The sequence below is a fragment of the Solibacillus sp. iso_87 genome (assembly GCF_056173085.1).
Genome location: NZ_CM149656.1, coordinates 632,211 through 649,704 on the forward strand (window position 1 = coordinate 632,211; position 17,494 = coordinate 649,704).

At 39.4% G+C, this 17,494-nt stretch carries 15 protein-coding genes; 14 read left to right on the forward strand and 1 reads right to left on the reverse strand.

All coding sequences use genetic code 11. The annotated features are described in order from the left end of the window. The first annotated feature begins 35 nt into the window (after window positions 1-35). The 3 genes from icmF to AC0VXV_RS03240 all read left to right on the forward strand — a co-directional run bounded on the left by icmF (window position 36) and on the right by AC0VXV_RS03240 (window position 6,230). Window positions 36-3,278 (forward strand): fused isobutyryl-CoA mutase/GTPase IcmF, encoded by a 3,243-nt coding sequence (icmF, locus tag AC0VXV_RS03230; protein WP_475530323.1) that lies wholly within the window; start codon window positions 36-38, stop codon window positions 3,276-3,278. A 522-nt stretch (window positions 3,279-3,800) separates the two neighbouring features. Further along, complete coding sequence (rpoE, locus tag AC0VXV_RS03235) at window positions 3,801-4,391, forward strand: DNA-directed RNA polymerase subunit delta (protein WP_475530324.1); 591 nt, start codon at window positions 3,801-3,803, stop codon at window positions 4,389-4,391. 234 nt (window positions 4,392-4,625) lie between these two features. Next, window positions 4,626-6,230, forward strand: coding sequence for a CTP synthase (locus AC0VXV_RS03240; protein ID WP_339175115.1), 1,605 nt, complete (start codon window positions 4,626-4,628; stop codon window positions 6,228-6,230). Window positions 6,231-6,337: 107 nt separating this feature from the next. Here AC0VXV_RS03240 and AC0VXV_RS03245 read toward each other — a convergent pair whose 3' ends face one another. Beyond that, the gene (locus AC0VXV_RS03245; RefSeq protein ID WP_475530325.1) at window positions 6,338-6,910 is read right to left on the reverse strand and encodes a DUF2529 family protein; all 573 of its coding nucleotides are present in this window, start codon (window positions 6,908-6,910) and stop codon (window positions 6,338-6,340) included. A gap of 133 nt (window positions 6,911-7,043) precedes the next feature. On the opposite strand from AC0VXV_RS03245, the gene AC0VXV_RS03250 reads away from it, so the two are divergent. The 11 genes from AC0VXV_RS03250 to AC0VXV_RS03300 all read left to right on the forward strand — a co-directional run bounded on the left by AC0VXV_RS03250 (window position 7,044) and on the right by AC0VXV_RS03300 (window position 17,445). Continuing rightward, window positions 7,044-7,415 (forward strand): response regulator, encoded by a 372-nt coding sequence (locus AC0VXV_RS03250; RefSeq protein WP_475530326.1) that lies wholly within the window; start codon window positions 7,044-7,046, stop codon window positions 7,413-7,415. Between the two features lie 187 nt (window positions 7,416-7,602). Beyond that, window positions 7,603-8,457, forward strand: coding sequence for a class II fructose-bisphosphate aldolase (locus AC0VXV_RS03255; RefSeq protein WP_079524627.1), 855 nt, complete (start codon window positions 7,603-7,605; stop codon window positions 8,455-8,457). A 224-nt stretch (window positions 8,458-8,681) separates the two neighbouring features. Continuing rightward, window positions 8,682-9,332: a fructose-6-phosphate aldolase gene (fsa, locus tag AC0VXV_RS03260; protein WP_079524628.1), complete on the forward strand. Its 651-nt coding sequence runs from the start codon at window positions 8,682-8,684 to the stop codon at window positions 9,330-9,332. Window positions 9,333-9,395: 63 nt separating this feature from the next. Next, window positions 9,396-10,673, forward strand: coding sequence for a UDP-N-acetylglucosamine 1-carboxyvinyltransferase (locus tag AC0VXV_RS03265; protein ID WP_339175117.1), 1,278 nt, complete (start codon window positions 9,396-9,398; stop codon window positions 10,671-10,673). 156 nt (window positions 10,674-10,829) lie between these two features. Then, a complete protein-coding gene (gene glpX, locus AC0VXV_RS03270) occupies window positions 10,830-11,795 on the forward strand; it encodes a class II fructose-bisphosphatase (protein WP_079524630.1) in 966 nt (321 codons plus the stop codon). A gap of 198 nt (window positions 11,796-11,993) precedes the next feature. Continuing rightward, the gene (rho, locus tag AC0VXV_RS03275; RefSeq protein ID WP_079524631.1) at window positions 11,994-13,277 is read left to right on the forward strand and encodes a transcription termination factor Rho; all 1,284 of its coding nucleotides are present in this window, start codon (window positions 11,994-11,996) and stop codon (window positions 13,275-13,277) included. A gap of 252 nt (window positions 13,278-13,529) precedes the next feature. Continuing rightward, on the forward strand, window positions 13,530-13,730 hold the full coding sequence (rpmE, locus tag AC0VXV_RS03280; RefSeq protein ID WP_475530327.1) for a 50S ribosomal protein L31: 201 nt from the start codon (window positions 13,530-13,532) through the stop codon (window positions 13,728-13,730). 384 nt (window positions 13,731-14,114) lie between these two features. Next, window positions 14,115-14,687 carry a thymidine kinase gene (locus AC0VXV_RS03285; protein WP_350478492.1) on the forward strand — a complete coding sequence of 191 codons (573 nt, stop codon included), beginning with the start codon at window positions 14,115-14,117 and terminating at the stop codon, window positions 14,685-14,687. Window positions 14,688-14,878: 191 nt separating this feature from the next. Next, window positions 14,879-15,955 carry a peptide chain release factor 1 gene (prfA, locus tag AC0VXV_RS03290; RefSeq protein WP_475530328.1) on the forward strand — a complete coding sequence of 359 codons (1,077 nt, stop codon included), beginning with the start codon at window positions 14,879-14,881 and terminating at the stop codon, window positions 15,953-15,955. Further along, window positions 15,948-16,805: a peptide chain release factor N(5)-glutamine methyltransferase gene (gene prmC, locus AC0VXV_RS03295; protein ID WP_475530329.1), complete on the forward strand. Its 858-nt coding sequence runs from the start codon at window positions 15,948-15,950 to the stop codon at window positions 16,803-16,805. Before prfA ends, prmC begins: the two co-directional genes overlap by 8 nt. Window positions 16,806-16,848: 43 nt before the next feature. Beyond that, window positions 16,849-17,445: a stage II sporulation protein R gene (locus tag AC0VXV_RS03300; RefSeq protein ID WP_475530330.1), complete on the forward strand. Its 597-nt coding sequence runs from the start codon at window positions 16,849-16,851 to the stop codon at window positions 17,443-17,445. Window positions 17,446-17,494 lie beyond the last annotated feature (49 nt).

The window sequence follows — 17,494 nt, forward strand, 5'->3', positions numbered from 1 at the left end:
TTTCATTATTTCAGCATAACAAAGGGGTTATTAAAATGGGGAAAACTGAAGTATACAAACCAAAAAATCATATTCGCTTTGTCACAGCATCAAGTCTTTTTGATGGGCATGATGCTTCGATTAATATTATGCGTCGAATTTTACAGTCAAGTGGAGCAGAAGTTATTCACTTAGGTCACAACCGTTCCGTTGAGGAAGTGGTGAATGCTGCGATTCAGGAAGATGCGCAAGGGGTGGCACTATCTTCATATCAAGGCGGTCATATCGAATACTTCAAATATATGTACGATTTGCTTCGCGAAAAAGGGGCACCGCACATTAAAATTTACGGTGGCGGCGGTGGTGTAATATTGCCACGCGAAATCAAGGAACTGCATGATTACGGAATTGCCGGTATTTTTTCACCGGAAGATGGGCGTCATTTAGGTTTACAAGGAATGATAAACAAGAAGCTTGAAGGTGCTGATTTTTCAACACTGAAAGGAAATTACAAAGAACTTTTAGAAAAGCTTACAACCGATACACCGGAAATTTTGGCGAATTTAATTACAGCTGCCGAAAATGGCGGGGATGCGGAAATTGAAGAAATGCTGCAGCTTGCAAAAACTAAAAGTTTAAACACACCGGTAGTTGGGATTACAGGTACAGGCGGTGCAGGGAAATCTTCGTTGACAGACGAACTGATCCGCCGATTCCTGCAAGAATTCCCTGATAAGAAACTTGCGATCATTTCAGTCGATCCGACAAAACAAAAAACTGGCGGGGCTTTATTAGGTGACCGTATTCGTATGAACGCCATCTTTAACAACCGCGTTTATATGCGCAGTTTAGCAACGCGCGGTTCCCATACGGAATTATCAAGTTCAATTGGGGATGTACTCGATGTTGTGCGCACCGCAGGATTTGATCTGATCCTTGTTGAAACAAGTGGTATCGGGCAAGGCGATGCCGAGATTACAAAATATACAGACCTATCAATGTATGTAATGACGAGCGAATTCGGTGCCCCGACACAGCTTGAAAAAATCGATATGATCGATTTTGCGGATTTGATTGCGATCAACAAGTTTGAACGAAAAGGCTCTGAAGATGCATTGCGTCAAGTTCAGAAACAATACCAGCGTTCACGTGAGTTATGGGAAGAACCGCTTGATCATATGCCTGTATTCGGGACAATTGCTTCACAGTTCAACGATTTAGGGACGAACTCATTATTTGCTGCACTTGTAGCAAAAATTAATGAGAAATTCGGCTTAGATTGGGAAACTTCGTATGAGCAATTTGTTAAAACACAAAAGCAAAATATTGTTATTCCGAATGACCGTCGATATTATTTGCGCGAAATCTCGGAAACAATCAGAAACTATCATAAGCATGCAGAACAGCAGGCAGCACTTGCGACGAAATGGTATCAGCTTGAAGGAACAAAAGCACTGCTTCCGGAAAGTGAAACAGCATTAATTGCATCGATTGATTCTTTACTGGAAGGCGTTCAAAATGAATTAACTGCGGAATCGAAGCGTATACTAAAAAATTGGAATGCATTAAAAGAAGCTTATGCCGGCGACGAACTTATTACGAAAGTGCGTGATAAGGAGATTAAAACAATTTTACGTACAGAGTCTCTTTCAGGCTTAAAGATTCCGAAAGTCGCGCTGCCGAACTTTAAAGATTACGGCGAAATTTTACGCTGGGTATATAAAGAAAATGTACCAGGTGAATTCCCGTATACAGCAGGTGTTTTCCCGTTCAAACGTGAAGGAGAAGATCCGAAGCGTCAATTTGCGGGTGAAGGAACTCCAGAACGTACGAATAAGCGATTCCATTACTTATCAAAAGATGATGATGCGAAACGTTTATCGACGGCATTTGATTCAGTAACGTTATACGGGGAGGATCCGCATACACGTCCTGATATTTACGGAAAAGTCGGGGAGTCTGGTGTAAGTATCTGTACATTGGATGATATGAAAAAACTTTATGCGGGCTTTGATCTATGTGCACCATCTACATCTGTATCGATGACGATTAATGGACCTGCGCCGATTATTCTGGCAATGTTTATGAATACAGCAATCGATCAGCAAGTACAAAAGCGTGAGCAGGAGCTGGGCCGTACTTTAACGGTGGAAGAATTTACAGAAACGCGTGAACAAACATTGCAAGTGGTTCGCGGTACCGTACAGGCGGATATATTAAAAGAAGATCAAGGACAAAATACATGTATCTTCTCAACTGAATTTGCGCTGCGTATGATGGGCGATATCCAGCAATATTTCATCGATCACAAAGTACGAAACTATTACTCGGTATCCATTTCGGGCTATCATATTGCCGAAGCCGGGGCAAATCCGATTTCACAGCTTGCATTTACATTGGCAAACGGCTTTACGTATGTCGAGTATTACTTAAGCCGCGGTATGAATATCGATGATTTCGCACCGAACTTAAGTTTCTTCTTCTCGAACGGTCTGGACCCTGAGTATACAGTCATCGGTCGTGTAGCCCGCCGCATCTGGGCTGTTGTTATGCGTGAAAAATACGGCGCAAATGACCGCTCGCAAAAACTGAAATATCATATTCAAACATCGGGCCGCAGTCTGCATGCACAGGAAATTGACTTCAATGATATTCGTACAACACTGCAGGCATTAATGGCATTACAGGACAACTGTAATTCACTGCATACGAATGCATACGATGAGGCAATTACAACGCCTACAGAAGAATCGGTACGCCGAGCGATGGCGATTCAAATGATTATTACAAAAGAGCACGGCTTATCGAAAAACGAAAACCCTTTACAAGGGGCATTCATTATCGAAGAGCTTACACAGCTAGTGGAGCAGGCAGTGCTGGAAGAGTTTGACCGAATGAATGATCGCGGCGGGGTACTTGGTGCGATGGAAACACAATATCAGCGCGGAAAAATCCAGGAAGAATCGATGCACTATGAGCGTTTAAAACATTCAGGACAACTGCCGATTATTGGCGTGAACACGTATTTAAACCCGAATCCGCCATCAGAAGAAGCAATCGATAATATGGAAATCGCACGTGCTTCTAAAGAAGAAAAAGATTTACAAATTGCAAACCTGTCAAGCTTTAAAGAAGCGAATGCGGACAATAGCCAAAAAGCGCTTGCTCGATTAAAAGAAGTCGCTAAAACAGGCGGCAATATTTTTGAAGAATTAATGGAAACGGTTAAAGTAGCAAGCCTTGGCCAAATTACTCAGGCGCTATATGAAGTAGGCGGCCAATACCGCCGGAATATGTAAGGCAAGACAGATTTATTGTCGTTGAATAGCAAATAGCAGAAAACAACTTAATAACTAGCCTTATTTACTTAGTTATTAGAAAAAAATACAAAAAAATGAACTTAGAATACCACGAGTGCGGGAATTTTCGTTATACTAGTAAATACATGGACGATCTGATGAAGGAAGGTGCGCAATAGTGCAACAGTATGTACATTATATTTTAATTTTAGCATGCCTAATCGCAACCTTCTTTTTATATAACCGACAACTAGCAGCAATCCCTTTGCTGCTTTTATCCTTTATTTTATTTTATGTTGCCTATAAAAAAGTAACAAATTTAAAAAACAAGAAATGAAACTAGCATAGTGATAGCATGTTTGTATATAATGGGTATTATGCTTATATCCATCCAGTTGGTGTACAAGCAACGACAAGAACGGGTATAAGATCTTCGGCAGATGTTAAGGATTTGGAAGACGAATCCAAACGCAATTACGCCGAGTCGTAATTGATAAATAGACATGTAAGAATGGAAAGGACGTGCACGATTTGAACTTTCGTGGTATGACAGATGAACAATTAGCAGAAGAGTCATTAATCGACTTAGCATACGCACTACTAGAAGATAAAAAACAAGCAATGCCGTTAAATGAATTATTAAAAGGAATTCAAGCATTAAATGGTATTTCAGATGAAGAATTAAAATCCCGTTTAGTGCAATTTTATACAGACTTAAATGTAGAAGGCCGTTTCTTATTAAACCATGAAAATGGCTGGGGTTTACGTGAGTGGTATAAAGTAGAAACAATCGAAGAAGAAACAGCGCCAACAATTAAGACACGTAAGAAGAAAGCAAAAGCTGTTGACGACGAAGATGAAGATGAAATTATCGACCTTGAAGAAGAGGATGTATTATTCGAGGAAGATTACGATGAATTCGTTGACGACGAAGAAGAAGAGGAAGAAGTGGATGAGGACATCGACTTCGTTGAAGAAGATATTGAAGAAATCGATCCTGACATCGATGAAGAATTAATCGATGAAGATGATACATTTATTATCGAGGATGATGAAGAAGAAATAGATGAAGAGTTAGATGAGGAACTAGAAGAAGACGAAAATCTAAAATAAGATTTTCACTTTGGAAATTGAAAGTGCTTGACTTCTAATTCAGTTCCGTATAATCTTTTACTTGGGCTCCTTTAAAAAGGAGATTGACCGTATAAGTTATACGCTCCCCCTGCAAAATAGTGCAGGAGGAGCGTTTTTTATTTTTCAAGCGTTTTTAGTTAGAAAAACATTCCCTTGCATTTAGGAAGCAATAGAGTGTTTTTCTAATTTGTTTTAAAAGAAGGAGGAATTTGTATGACAAAGTATATTTTCGTAACAGGTGGGGTAGTTTCATCACTTGGTAAAGGGATTGTAGCAGCATCTTTAGGTCGTCTATTAAAAAATCGTGGATTGGAAGTAACAATTCAAAAATTTGATCCATATTTAAATATTGATCCAGGTACAATGAGCCCATACCAGCACGGTGAAGTTTTCGTTACAGATGATGGTGCAGAAGCGGACTTAGACTTAGGTCACTATGAGCGTTTCATCGATATTAACCTTGGTAAACACTCAACTGTTACTTCAGGTAAAGTATATCAATCGGTACTGAATAAAGAGCGCCGCGGCGACTACAATGGTGGTACTGTCCAAGTAATTCCTCACGTTACAAATGAAATTAAAGACCGTATTCAACGTGCTGGCCGTGAAACTTCTGCTGATGTTGTAATTACGGAAATTGGCGGTACAGTAGGTGACTTCGAATCACTTTCTTTCCTTGAAGCGATTCGTCAAATGCGCCGTGATTTAGGTCATGAAAATGTTATGTACATCCACTGTACGTTAATGCCTTATATCGCAGCAGCAGGTGAAATGAAAACTAAACCGACACAACACTCTGTAAAAGAGTTACGTTCATTAGGGATTCAGCCAAATATTATCGTTTTACGTACAGAACAACCAGTGCCACAAGACATGAAAGAAAAAATTGCGTTATTCTGTGACGTAAGACCTTCTGATATTATCGAATCACGTGATGCAGAACATTTATATGAAGTGCCATTAAACCTTCATGCACAAGGCTTTGACCAAATCGTTCTTGATCATTTCGGCATTACAGCGCCAAAAGCAGATATGACAGATTGGAAAGAGCTTGTACATTTAGTGAAAAACTTGGAGCACAAAACACGTATCGCTTTAGTAGGTAAATACGTAGAATTGCAAGATGCTTATATTTCAGTTGTAGAAGCGTTAAAACATGCAGGTTATGTATACAATTCAGATATCGAAATCGACTGGATCAATGCTGAGCACGTTACAGCGGAAAATGTTGATGAATTGCTAGGACAAGCAGACGGTATTTTAGTGCCAGGTGGTTTCGGTGACCGTGGTGTTGAAGGGAAAATCGAATCAATCCGTTATGCACGCGAAAATGATGTACCGTTCTTCGGTATTTGCCTAGGTATGCAAATGGCAACTGTAGAATTTGCACGTAATGTTATGGGCTTGGAAGGTGCACATTCAACAGAACTAGACAAAAACACGAAGTACCCAATTATCGATTTCTTACCGGATCAAACAGAAGATACAGATATCGGCGGAACATTACGTCTTGGTTTATATCCATGTAAATTAAAAGAAGGATCTCGTGCACGTGCGGCTTACAATGGTGAAGAGCTAGTATACGAGCGTCACCGTCACCGTTACGAGTTCAACAATGAATTCCGTGAAGCAATGGAAGCGGAAGGTATGGTATTCTCAGGCTTATCTCCTAACAATAAATTAGTAGAAATTGTTGAGTTACCGGAGAAGAAATTCTTTGTGGCTGGCCAGTTCCACCCAGAATTGATTTCACGTCCACAACGTCCACAACCATTATTCCGTGAGTTTGTTGGCGCAGCGTTTAACAATAAAAAGTAATTAGTTTAGCACGTCCTGTTGTAAGGGGCGTGCTTTTTTCTTAAGAATCAATTGATTACATAAAAAGACGACTCTCATTACAATAGGTCATAAGAGTCGTCAATAAATTATGCGAATGGTGATGGGTGGCTGTCCATTAATTCGTCATCCTCTTCATCATCGTCGACGAGCATTTCATCGAATTCCATCTTAATCGCTTCATAAATATATAAAGCTGCAATAAGATGCGGGAATACGATACGTTCGCCGAGCTTTGTAGGATGCGGTAAAATGCCGCCGCGCACTTTCAATGAAATATACGTATAAGCAAGATCACTTAACGGATTATCTTCGCCTGCCACTTCACTTGCGACAGCCGCAAATGGGATGAACTCTGCATGCAGTTGCTGTGCAATTTTTAATGCTCGTTCATCTGTAGCCTGACGCGTAAAAATAATGACACGGTCAGCAGGCAAAAGTTCAACGTTTTCTGTATAGCGTGCAAACTTAGCAAATTTACCTTCGCCAAGCTCTGCATTGATTGCAACAGCTTCCATTTCACCAAATGCCGCAAAGTAAATTGTTCCTTGTCCGATTGCTGCCTGTGCCAATAATCGTGCAGTTTCTTCAATAGATTCTTCCTCAGTTTGCTGAATGCGCTGCAGAAGACCTGTTAATTGCGTAGTTAAAATTTTAGACATATTTACACCTCAAAGTTATTATAAAATTGTGCACATAAAAAAGCAAAAGCACAAACTCTCTCTATAAAAGAGGGGAAATCAATTTAGTAATAGAATGTATCAATATAAATTATTATTATAATGGGGGATCACATTGAAGGGGATACTAATAGTAGATGATCAGCAGGGGATAAGGATGCTTCTGAATGAAGTATTTAAAAAAGAAGGATTCACAACCTATTTAGCGGCAAACGGATTCGATGCAATAAAAATTGCACAGGAAAATACTCTCGATTGCGTTCTGCTGGATATGAAAATACCCGGAATGGACGGACTGGAGATTTTAGCCCGTTTGAAAGAAGATCACCCGGAGCTGCCTGTAATGATGATGACTGCTTATGTGGAACAGCATATGATGGACAGAGCGAATGAATTAGGCGTGATGAAATACTTTACCAAACCTTTTAATATTTTTGAAGTACGTGATGAAGTTAATAAACTAGTAGAAAAGACTGAAAAAATATAAATGAAACAGGCGAGCAGGCAGTAGCGCATACTGTCTGTTTTTGTTATGATTAATCTAAATGTTTTTGTCAATTCATGTGAATTTGCATAGAATAGACGATGAAAAAAATACTTAAAATAAGCATTTTGCGCAAACTATGTTTTTCTAGCAGCAAACTATTTATGTATCTTCGAGGAGGATTTTAATAATGGCATTAGTTTCAATGAAAGAAATGTTAATTAAAGCAAAAGCAGAAGGTTATGCAGTAGGTCAATTCAATATTAACAACCTAGAATGGACACAAGCCATTTTACAAGCAGCAGAAGAAGAAAAATCACCGGTAATTCTAGGTGTTTCTGAAGGTGCCGGAAAATATATGGGCGGTTTCATTGCTGTAGTAAAAATGGTTGAAGGCTTGATGGAAAGCTACAAAACAACTGTTCCAGTAGCAATTCATTTAGATCATGGCTCAAGCTTCGATAAATGTAAAGAAGCAATCGATGCTGGTTTCTCTTCTGTTATGATTGACGCTTCACACCATCCATTCGAAGAAAATATTGAAACAACTAAACAAGTTGTTGACTATGCACATGCAAAAGGTGTATCTGTTGAAGCGGAACTTGGTACTGTAGGCGGCGAGGAAGACGGTGTCATTGGCGGCATTATGTACGCAAACCCGCAGGAATGTAAAGCATTAGTTGAAGCTACAGGTATTGACTGTTTAGCTCCAGCATTAGGTTCTGTTCACGGTCCTTACAAAGGCGAACCAAACTTAGGATTTGCTGAAATGGAAGAAATCTCAACGTTAACAGATGTTCCGTTAGTATTACATGGTGGAACTGGTATTCCAACAAAAGATATTCAACGTTCAATTTCTTTAGGGACAGCAAAAATTAATGTCAACACTGAAAACCAAATCTCGGCTACGAAAGTGATCCGTGAATTTTTAGAAAATGATAAGAAAACATATGATCCACGTAAATATTTAGGTCCGGCTCGTGAAGCGATTAAAGCGACAGTAATCGGTAAAATGCGTGAATTCGGCAGCTCTGGAAAAGCTTAATTGATAGAGTAAAACTTCTTTCACGGAAGTCTTCCCTCTGCCGATACGCTATCAAGGCAGCTAAATTAGTACCTTTTAATGCGGAATAATGAATCCACAAAAGAAAAGTGCACAAAATAAGCGTACTTTTCTTTGTGAACACGTGTTTTTCAACATAAGACATCTCGTTCACAAATTGAGCGAGATGTGTTTTTATAATCAAATGTAAATCGGAGGCTATTATAATGAAATTTTTTATCGATACAGCAAACTTTGACGAAATTAAAGAAGCATACTCTTGGGGGATTCTTTCAGGTGTAACGACAAACCCATCATTAGTTGCAAAAGAATCAGGCGTGAATTTCCACGACCGCTTACGTGAAATTGCTGAGCTAGTAAACGGCTCGGTTTCTGGTGAAGTAATTTCTTTAGACGCTGAAGGAATGATTCGTGAAGGGGAAGAATTGGCAGCAATTCACCCGAATATTACAGTAAAACTTCCAATGACACCGGAAGGATTAAAAGCATGTAAACACTTCTCTGAAAAAGGGATTAAAACGAACGTGACATTAATTTTCTCTGCTAACCAAGCATTGATGGCAGCACGTGCAGGCGCTTCTTATGTATCTCCATTCTTAGGACGTTTAGATGATATTGGTCAAGATGGCGTAGAATTAATCCGTGAAATTGCTGAAATGTTTGCTATCCACGAAATTGACACGGAAATTATTGCCGCATCTATTCGTCACCCGCAACATATTACGCAAGCTGCATTAGCTGGCGCACATATTGCAACAACTCCGTACAAAGTTTTACAGCAACTGTTTAATCATCCATTAACAGACAAAGGAATTGAAGGATTTTTAGCGGATTGGGCAAAGCGTGAAGGGAAATAATAAGAATACCTCACAGCAGTCTACTTTACTGTGAAATTTGTCCAATGTAAGGGAGAACACAAAATGGATGTTTATAAAATACAAGGCGGAAATCGTCTAAAAGGTAAAATAACCGTTAGCGGTGCAAAAAACAGTGCAGTTGCTTTAATTCCTGCATCAATTTTGGCTGATTCTTCCGTTACCATTGGAGGAATTCCAGAGATTTCAGATGCATGGACGTTAAAGGCACTATTAGAAGAAATTGGTGGCGAAGTAACATTTGAAAATGGCAAGATGACGATTGATCCATCTAAAATGGTTGCAATGCCGCTGCCAAACGGTAATGTTAAAAAATTGCGTGCTTCCTATTATATGATGGGTGCCATGCTGGGACGCTTTAAACAAGCGGTAATCGGCATGCCAGGCGGGTGTTTTTTAGGGCCGCGTCCAATTGATCAGCATATTAAAGGGTTTGAAGCTTTGGGAGCAAAAGTAACAAATGAGCATGGTGCAATTTATTTACGCGCAGAAGAACTAATCGGTGCGAAGATTTATCTGGATGTTGCAAGTGTCGGCGCCACAATTAATATTATGCTGGCGGCAGTGCGTGCAAAAGGGAAAACTACAATCGAAAATGCAGCGAAAGAACCTGAAATTATTGATGTTGCAACACTATTAACCAATATGGGTGCAAACATTAAAGGGGCAGGAACGAGCGTTATTCGTATTGAAGGTGTCGATGAGTTAAAAGGTACAAAACATACCATTATACCAGACCGAATTGAAGCAGCTACATTTATGATTATGGCTGCAGCCATTGGTGATGGTGTACTCGTCGATAATGTTATTCCGCTTCACATGGAAGCCGTTACAGCGAAACTTCGCGAAATGGGTGTAAGTGTTGAAGAAAATGAGGAAAGCATCTTCATTTCCAAGCAAACGAAACTGCAGGCAGTGGATGTAAAAACACTTGTCTATCCAGGATTCCCGACTGATGTTCAACAGCCCTTATCTGTATTAATGACACAGGCAGAAGGTACATCGATGATTACAGATACGATTTATTCTGCCCGTTTCAAGCATATAGATGAACTGCGACGTATGAATGCAAAAGCTCGTGTTGAAGGCAATACTGCCATCATTCAAGGACCTGCATCTTTGGAAGGATCCACGGTAACGGCAACAGATTTACGCGCGGGTGCTGCATTAGTATTGGCTGGACTTATCGCAAAAGGTGAAACAGAAATTCACGATATCTACCATATTGAGCGCGGCTATAGTTCATTAATCGAAAAGCTGTGTGCAATCGGTGCAAATATTCGTAAAGAGTCCATTGTCATTAATACAAAGAATAATGCATAAATCTGCTATAATTCGTGATCAGATCCGCGTAATTATGTGAGTATGATAATATATATTAGGGTAATAAAAATATGTTAGTTCATAATACAATTCAAAAAAGCAGTTAATTTAGGCTGTTAAGATCGGTTTTTACCGATTACAGGAGGCAAACACAAAATGGAACGTAGTTTATCAATGGAAGTAGTACGTGTAACAGAAGCAGCAGCGATTGCATCAGCGAAATGGATGGGACGCGGACTTAAAAATGAAGCGGACGACGCAGCAACAACAGCGATGCGTGTTATGTTTGATACAATCCCAATGCATGCGACAGTTGTAATTGGTGAAGGAGAAATGGATGAAGCACCGATGCTTTATATCGGTGAAGAATTAGGGCTTCGAAATGGCGGACCTGAAGTTGATATCGCAGTAGATCCATTAGAAGGTACAAATATCGTAGCAAAAGGTACAAATGGTGCGATGACAGTACTGGCAATTGCAGACCGTGGCAATCTATTAAATGCGCCTGATATGTATATGGATAAAATAGCTGTAGGACCGGAAGCTGCTGGGAAAGTTGATATTAACGCTTCTGTTACGTACAACTTATTGCAAGTGGCAAAAGCAAAAAATAAAGATATTTCCGATGTAGTAGCAACACTTTTAGACCGACCTCGCCATCAGCATATTGTCGATGAAATTCGCGAAGCCGGTGCACGTATTAAATTCATCCAAGACGGTGATGTAGGTGCAGCGATCAACACAGCATTCGATGAGACTGGTATCGATATTATGTTCGGTATGGGTGGTGCCCCAGAAGGCGTTATTGCGGCGGTTGCATTAAAATGTTTAGGTGGCGATTTCCAAGCGAAATTAGTGCCTGAAGATGAAGAACAGCTAGCACGTTGCGTGAAAATGGGAGTCGACGTAGATAAAGTATTAATGATGGAAGACCTAGTAAAAGGCGATGATGCAATTTTTGCGGCGACAGCTGTAACGGATTCTGAGCTTTTACGCGGTGTTCAATATAAAGGTTCCTATGCACTTACACATTCAGTTGTTATGCGTGCAAAAACAGGAACAGTACGTTTTATCGAAGGACGCCACAGCATTGAAAAAAAACCAAAGTATGACCAAATTTAACTTCCCGTATAATGTAAGTAGCCTCAAATAGAAAATGCCCATTTTCAAATTACTTGCACTATAATATAATAAATGCCCAGTGTAAAAACTGGGCATCTTTCAAATAAAGTTTAGTATACTTCTCTTACACAAATTCCTAAACAATCTTTCAATAACTTAAATTTTCAAAATTAAATTTTAATAGACTGGAGAAAACGTATGACAGCATTAACAATTGCTCAATTAGAAAGCATGACATTAAAAGAATTATATGCTTTAGCGAAGCAATACAAATTATCAAATGCTAGTAAGCTAAATAAAAAGGAACTAATTTTTGCAATCTTAAAAACCCGCTCTGAACAAGAAGGTTTCTTCTTCATGGAAGGTGTTTTAGAAATTATTCCTACAGACGGCTTCGGATTCCTGCGCCCGATTAACTACTCTCCTTCAAAAGAGGATATTTACATTTCTGCTTCCCAAATTCGTCGCTTCGATTTACGAAATGGTGATAAAGTTTCAGGTAAAGTTCGTCCACCAAAAGAAAATGAACGTTACTATGGCTTATTGCAAGTTGATGCTGTAAATGGCGAAGACCCTGAAGTTGCAAAAGAACGTGTGCATTTCCCTGCATTAACACCGCTTTACCCGAACCGCCACATCAAATTGGAAACGGTTCCTACAAAACTTTCGACGCGTATTATGGATTTAGTTGCGCCAGTCGGTTTTGGTCAGCGTGGTTTAATTGTTGCACCGCCAAAAGCCGGTAAAACATCTTTATTAAAAGAAATTGCCAATGCTATTACGACAAACCATCCGGAAGCGGAACTGATCGTATTACTTATCGATGAGCGTCCGGAAGAAGTAACGGATATCGAGCGTTCAGTTAATGCAGACGTTGTATCTTCAACGTTTGATGAAGTGCCTGAAAACCATGTAAAAGTAGCGGAAATCGTATTGGAACGTGCACGACGTCTAGTAGAACAAAAACGCGATGTTATTATTTTAATGGACTCGATTACTCGTTTGGCACGTGCCTATAACTTAGTCATCCCGCCAAGCGGCCGTACACTTTCAGGTGGTATTGACCCTGCGGCATTCCACCGTCCGAAACGTTTCTTCGGTTCTGCCCGCAATATTGAAGAGGGCGGTAGTTTAACAATTTTAGCGACTGCTCTAGTTGATACAGGCAGCCGTATGGACGAAGTAATTTATGAAGAATTTAAAGGAACGGGTAACCTTGAACTTCACTTAGACCGCAGCTTGGCTGAACGCCGTATTTTCCCTGCAATCGATATCCGCCGTTCAGGTACACGTAAAGAAGAGCTTCTTATTCCGAAAGACCAGCTTGATAAATTATGGGCAATCCGTAAAACATTCAGCGATTCACATGACTTCGGTGAAAAGTTCTTACGCAAACTACGCACAACGAAAACAAACGAAGAATTCTTTGAAAAGCTAGATACAGATATGAAGAAAGCGACGAACGGTAAAGGGTTGTTATAGATTTTAGAAGATTGAGCCGGAATGGAAATCAAGTTCTTGATATTGTGAGGAACTACATACATTCAATTTCGTAAAATAATATAAAATAGTTGCAACCTTTTTTAAAACTTGCTATACTTCTTTAAGTATGAAACGTGCACATATATAGCTGACCTCAACACATTACGTATGTAGTGACATATTCGGGCTATGTAAGGTGCAGTTCGAAAATACTCTGTTCCGGATGGTTCAGGGCGAGAGGAGAAAACGAATATGAAACAAGGTATCCACCCAGATTACAAAGTAGCAACAGTAACTTGCTCTTGTGGTAACACTTTTGAAACAGGTTCAGTTAAAGAAAAGATCTCAATCGAGTTCTGTAACGAATGTCACCCATTCTATACAGGTCGTCAAAAGTTCGCTTCTGCTGACGGACGTGTTGATCGCTTCAACAAAAAATACGGTATGAAGTAATACCTCTGCCCATTTCCACATTGCTGGAAATGGGTTTTTAATTTGTTTTATTAGAAGAAATTGCGGAGTTATTAGAAAGCTTTTATAGGTTATTCTAAAACGTTTTTTAAAAATCACAACAGATATTAGTAATTGTACATATAATATTAGAAGTTCAAACTTGTATTAGAAGAAATAAAAATATATTAGAAGATATTAGAAACCTTTCGCATATGTTTTTCCAAAGAGAAAGATTCTAATAAATAGAGCACCTTTTGCAATAGACGAATGGCAAAAAACTAGCTAAGATAAAAGAAGTGAAAAGTTGACCTTGAGTTTGATACTCAAGGTTTTTTATTGGTGAAAAATGAACTTGTAATTTTAATTAGAAACGAGGAAAAAGAAATGGCGCAATTATTTTATAAGCATGGGGCGATGAATAGCGGAAAATCGATTGAAATTTTAAAAGTTGCCCACAATTATGAAGAACAAAATAAAGCGGTACTGATTTTTACTTCAGGAATCGATACGCGCGATGAAGTCGGAACGGTTTCAAGCCGAATTGGTTTAAGACGTCCGGCAATTGCGGTTTTTGAAGATACAAACATATACGAAATCGTAGAAAAACACGAAGAAAAATTATATTGTGTACTTGTAGACGAAGTGCAATTTTTATCAAAAGAACATGTTTTGCAGCTGACACAAATTGTCGATGAGCTGAATATTCCCGTTATGGGCTTTGGCTTAAAAAATGACTTCCAGAACGAGCTGTTTGAAGGTAGCCGTTATATGACGATTTACGCGGATAAAATTGAGGAAATGAAAACAATTTGCTGGTTCTGTCATAAGAAAGCGACGATGAACTTACGAGTAGATGAAAATAAAAAACCGGTCCGTACAGGTGATCAAATTCAAATTGGGGGTAATGATAGTTATTACCCTGTTTGCCGCAAATGCCATTCCAATCCGCCACTATAATTTAAAGTGAACGGCACACCAAAACTAAATATATGAATGGCAATGTGTAAATGATATGAAGAAAGTTCAACATAGATGTAGCAACAACCGTAAAATTTCTTTATACTAGTAAAGGTGCATTTTAACGTGACTCGTGAGAAGACGAGTGAAATACAACTAATAATAAAATAACTTTTAGAGGTGAAACATAGATGTTTGATCGTTTACAGGCGGTTGAAGACCGTTACGAAAGATTAAATGAATTACTAAGCGACCCGGATATCGTCAGCGATTCCAATAAGCTTCGCGAATATTCGAAAGAGCAATCCGATATTCAGGAAATGGTAGATGTATACCGTGAATACAAATCGGTTAAAGAGCAACTGGCAGATACACGCGAATTAATGGAAATTGAAAAAGATGCAGATATGCTGGAAATGATGAAGGAAGAGTTTAACGATTTAAATAAACAAGTTCCGGAGTTAGAAGATCGTCTGCGTATTTTATTAATCCCTAAAGACCCGAACGATTCGAAAAACGTAATTATGGAGATCCGCGGAGCTGCTGGTGGTGACGAGGCCAACATTTTTGCAGGTGACCTATTCCGTATGTATACACGCTATGCGGAAACGCAAGGCTGGAAAGTAGACGTAATGGAAGCAACACCAAACCCTGCAGGCGGCTATAAAGAAGTAATCTTCATGATCAACGGTCAAGGTGCCTATTCAAAATTCAAATATGAAAACGGCGCACACCGTGTTCAACGTGTACCTGCGACAGAATCTCAAGGCCGTATCCATACATCAACTGCTACGGTAGCATGTTTACCGGAAGTACATGTAGAAGATGTAGAAATTCATGAAAAAGATATTCGCGTTGATACATTCGCTTCATCTGGTGCGGGTGGTCAGTCAGTAAATACAACGATGTCTGCTGTTCGTATGACCCACTTACCGACAGGCGTAGTCGTTTCGATGCAAGATGAACGTTCACAAATTAAGAACCGTGAAAAAGCGATGAAAATTTTAGTAGCGCGTGTAGCAGACCTGCACCGTCAAGAAGCACAGGCTGAAATCGATGCAACACGTAAGACAGCAGTAGGAACAGGCGACCGTTCTGAACGTATCCGTACTTACAACTATCCACAAAACCGTGTAACAGATCACCGAATTGGTTTAACGATTCAAAAACTTGACCAAATCGTTGAAGGTAAATTGGATGAAATCATCGATGCACTTATTTTAGATGAGCAGGCAACACGCTTATCCAATTTAAACGAAGATGCATAAAACCATTTTTGAGGCCCTGAATGGGGCTTCTTCTTTTTTAGAGGAAAACGGTCGCGAAGGAAATGCCGCACGAATTTTATTGCAGCATATTTTACAGACAAGCTATTCAGGATTAATGATGAAAATGCACGATACTTTACCCGAAGAGCAGCAGCAGCAGTTTGATGCTTTTATTCAAGAGCATGTGAAAGGGCGCCCTGTACAATATATAACGGGTGTAGAAGAATTTTACGGTCGTTCATTTATTGTGGATGAATCGGTTTTGATTCCTCGTCCGGAAACGGAAGAACTAATAGTTGGAACGATTGAAAGAATCCGCAAGTTATTTAGGGACAAGCAACATCTGAAGTTTGCCGACATCGGTACAGGTAGTGGTGCCATTGCCATTACAATGAAAAAGGAATGCCCGCAGCTTGCTGTCACAGCAACGGATCTTTCACCGGCAGCACTTGCAACAGCACAAAAAAATGCTGAGCAGCTGCAAGCAGAAATTGCATTTAAACTCGGGGACTTAACAGAACCGATTGAAAATGAAAAATGGGATGTTGTCCTTTCCAATCCGCCGTATATCGCATATGAGGAAATGGAAGAAATGTCCGATGTTGTTGTTGCGCACGAACCTCATCAGGCATTGTTTGCCGATGAAGAAGGACTCTTGCTTTATCGTAAACTAGCAGAAAATTTACCGGCCATTATGAAGAAGCCGGCATTAATCGGTCTGGAAATCGGTTATACACAAGGTGAAGCCGTAGCGAACTTTTTTAAAAAAAGCTTTCCGAATGCCCATGTATCAGTCGTTCAGGATATAAATAAAAAAGATCGTATTGTTTTTTGTGAGATTAGTGAATAAAAAATAGATTCCTTGTAAACAATGTTTGCAAGGGGGAATGTTTATGTTACATGATTACGATATTCAAGATGAATCCAATCTATTTTTAGCGATTGCTAAATTACTAATAAGTGTTCTATTTTTATATTGTGCTGCTACGTTTATACCTACTTTCGTAGATGAAGTACGCATCGATCAGGGAGAAAGCAGTGACCAGTTAAAATTCCGCGTTATTGCCAATAGTTCGACAAATGCCGACCAGCTGATCAAGTATGAGGTTGTGGAAACAATTCAAACCTATTTGCAAAATACACCTGAATTTTCAGAAGATATCCACAGTGTGGAAAACATGTATCAGGAAATTCAGAAAACTTACCCACAATTAAAAATCACCTATAAGTTTGGGGACAACTTAATCCCGCCGAAATGGGTAGCGGGCCAGTTTTATCCTCAAAAAGAATACTATTCAGTGAATTTCATTATTGGACAAGGTCGAGGCGAAAACTGGTTCTGTGCAGTGTTCCCAACGCTTTGTACAAATAATGAGCCAATGAAAAAAGAACGTCCGACATTTTATGTTGCGGAATGGTGGAACAAATATAAACATAAAAATAATCCACAAAAAGCAGAGAAAGACATGCAAAATGCACTAAGTTACTAACACCTTAGGGATAGTTAAATGAAACATTTAGAGAAAGGAGGAAAAAGTA

Bases quoted from the DNA above. Each gene is read 5' to 3' on its own strand.
- icmF (WP_475530323.1), top strand. From the start codon at position 36: ATGGGGAAAACTGAAGTATACAAACCAAAAAATCATATTCGCTTTGTC.
- AC0VXV_RS03240 (WP_339175115.1), top strand. From the start codon at position 4,626: ATGACAAAGTATATTTTCGTAACAGGTGGGGTAGTTTCATCACTTGGT.
- AC0VXV_RS03245 (WP_475530325.1), bottom strand. From the start codon at position 6,910: ATGTCTAAAATTTTAACTACGCAATTAACAGGTCTTCTGCAGCGCATT.
- AC0VXV_RS03255 (WP_079524627.1), top strand. From the start codon at position 7,603: ATGGCATTAGTTTCAATGAAAGAAATGTTAATTAAAGCAAAAGCAGAA.
- fsa (WP_079524628.1), top strand. From the start codon at position 8,682: ATGAAATTTTTTATCGATACAGCAAACTTTGACGAAATTAAAGAAGCA.
- AC0VXV_RS03265 (WP_339175117.1), top strand. From the start codon at position 9,396: ATGGATGTTTATAAAATACAAGGCGGAAATCGTCTAAAAGGTAAAATA.
- glpX (WP_079524630.1), top strand. From the start codon at position 10,830: ATGGAACGTAGTTTATCAATGGAAGTAGTACGTGTAACAGAAGCAGCA.
- rho (WP_079524631.1), top strand. From the start codon at position 11,994: ATGACAGCATTAACAATTGCTCAATTAGAAAGCATGACATTAAAAGAA.
- rpmE (WP_475530327.1), top strand. From the start codon at position 13,530: ATGAAACAAGGTATCCACCCAGATTACAAAGTAGCAACAGTAACTTGC.
- AC0VXV_RS03285 (WP_350478492.1), top strand. From the start codon at position 14,115: ATGGCGCAATTATTTTATAAGCATGGGGCGATGAATAGCGGAAAATCG.
- prfA (WP_475530328.1), top strand. From the start codon at position 14,879: ATGTTTGATCGTTTACAGGCGGTTGAAGACCGTTACGAAAGATTAAAT.
- prmC (WP_475530329.1), top strand. From the start codon at position 15,948: ATGCATAAAACCATTTTTGAGGCCCTGAATGGGGCTTCTTCTTTTTTA.
- AC0VXV_RS03300 (WP_475530330.1), top strand. From the start codon at position 16,849: ATGTTACATGATTACGATATTCAAGATGAATCCAATCTATTTTTAGCG.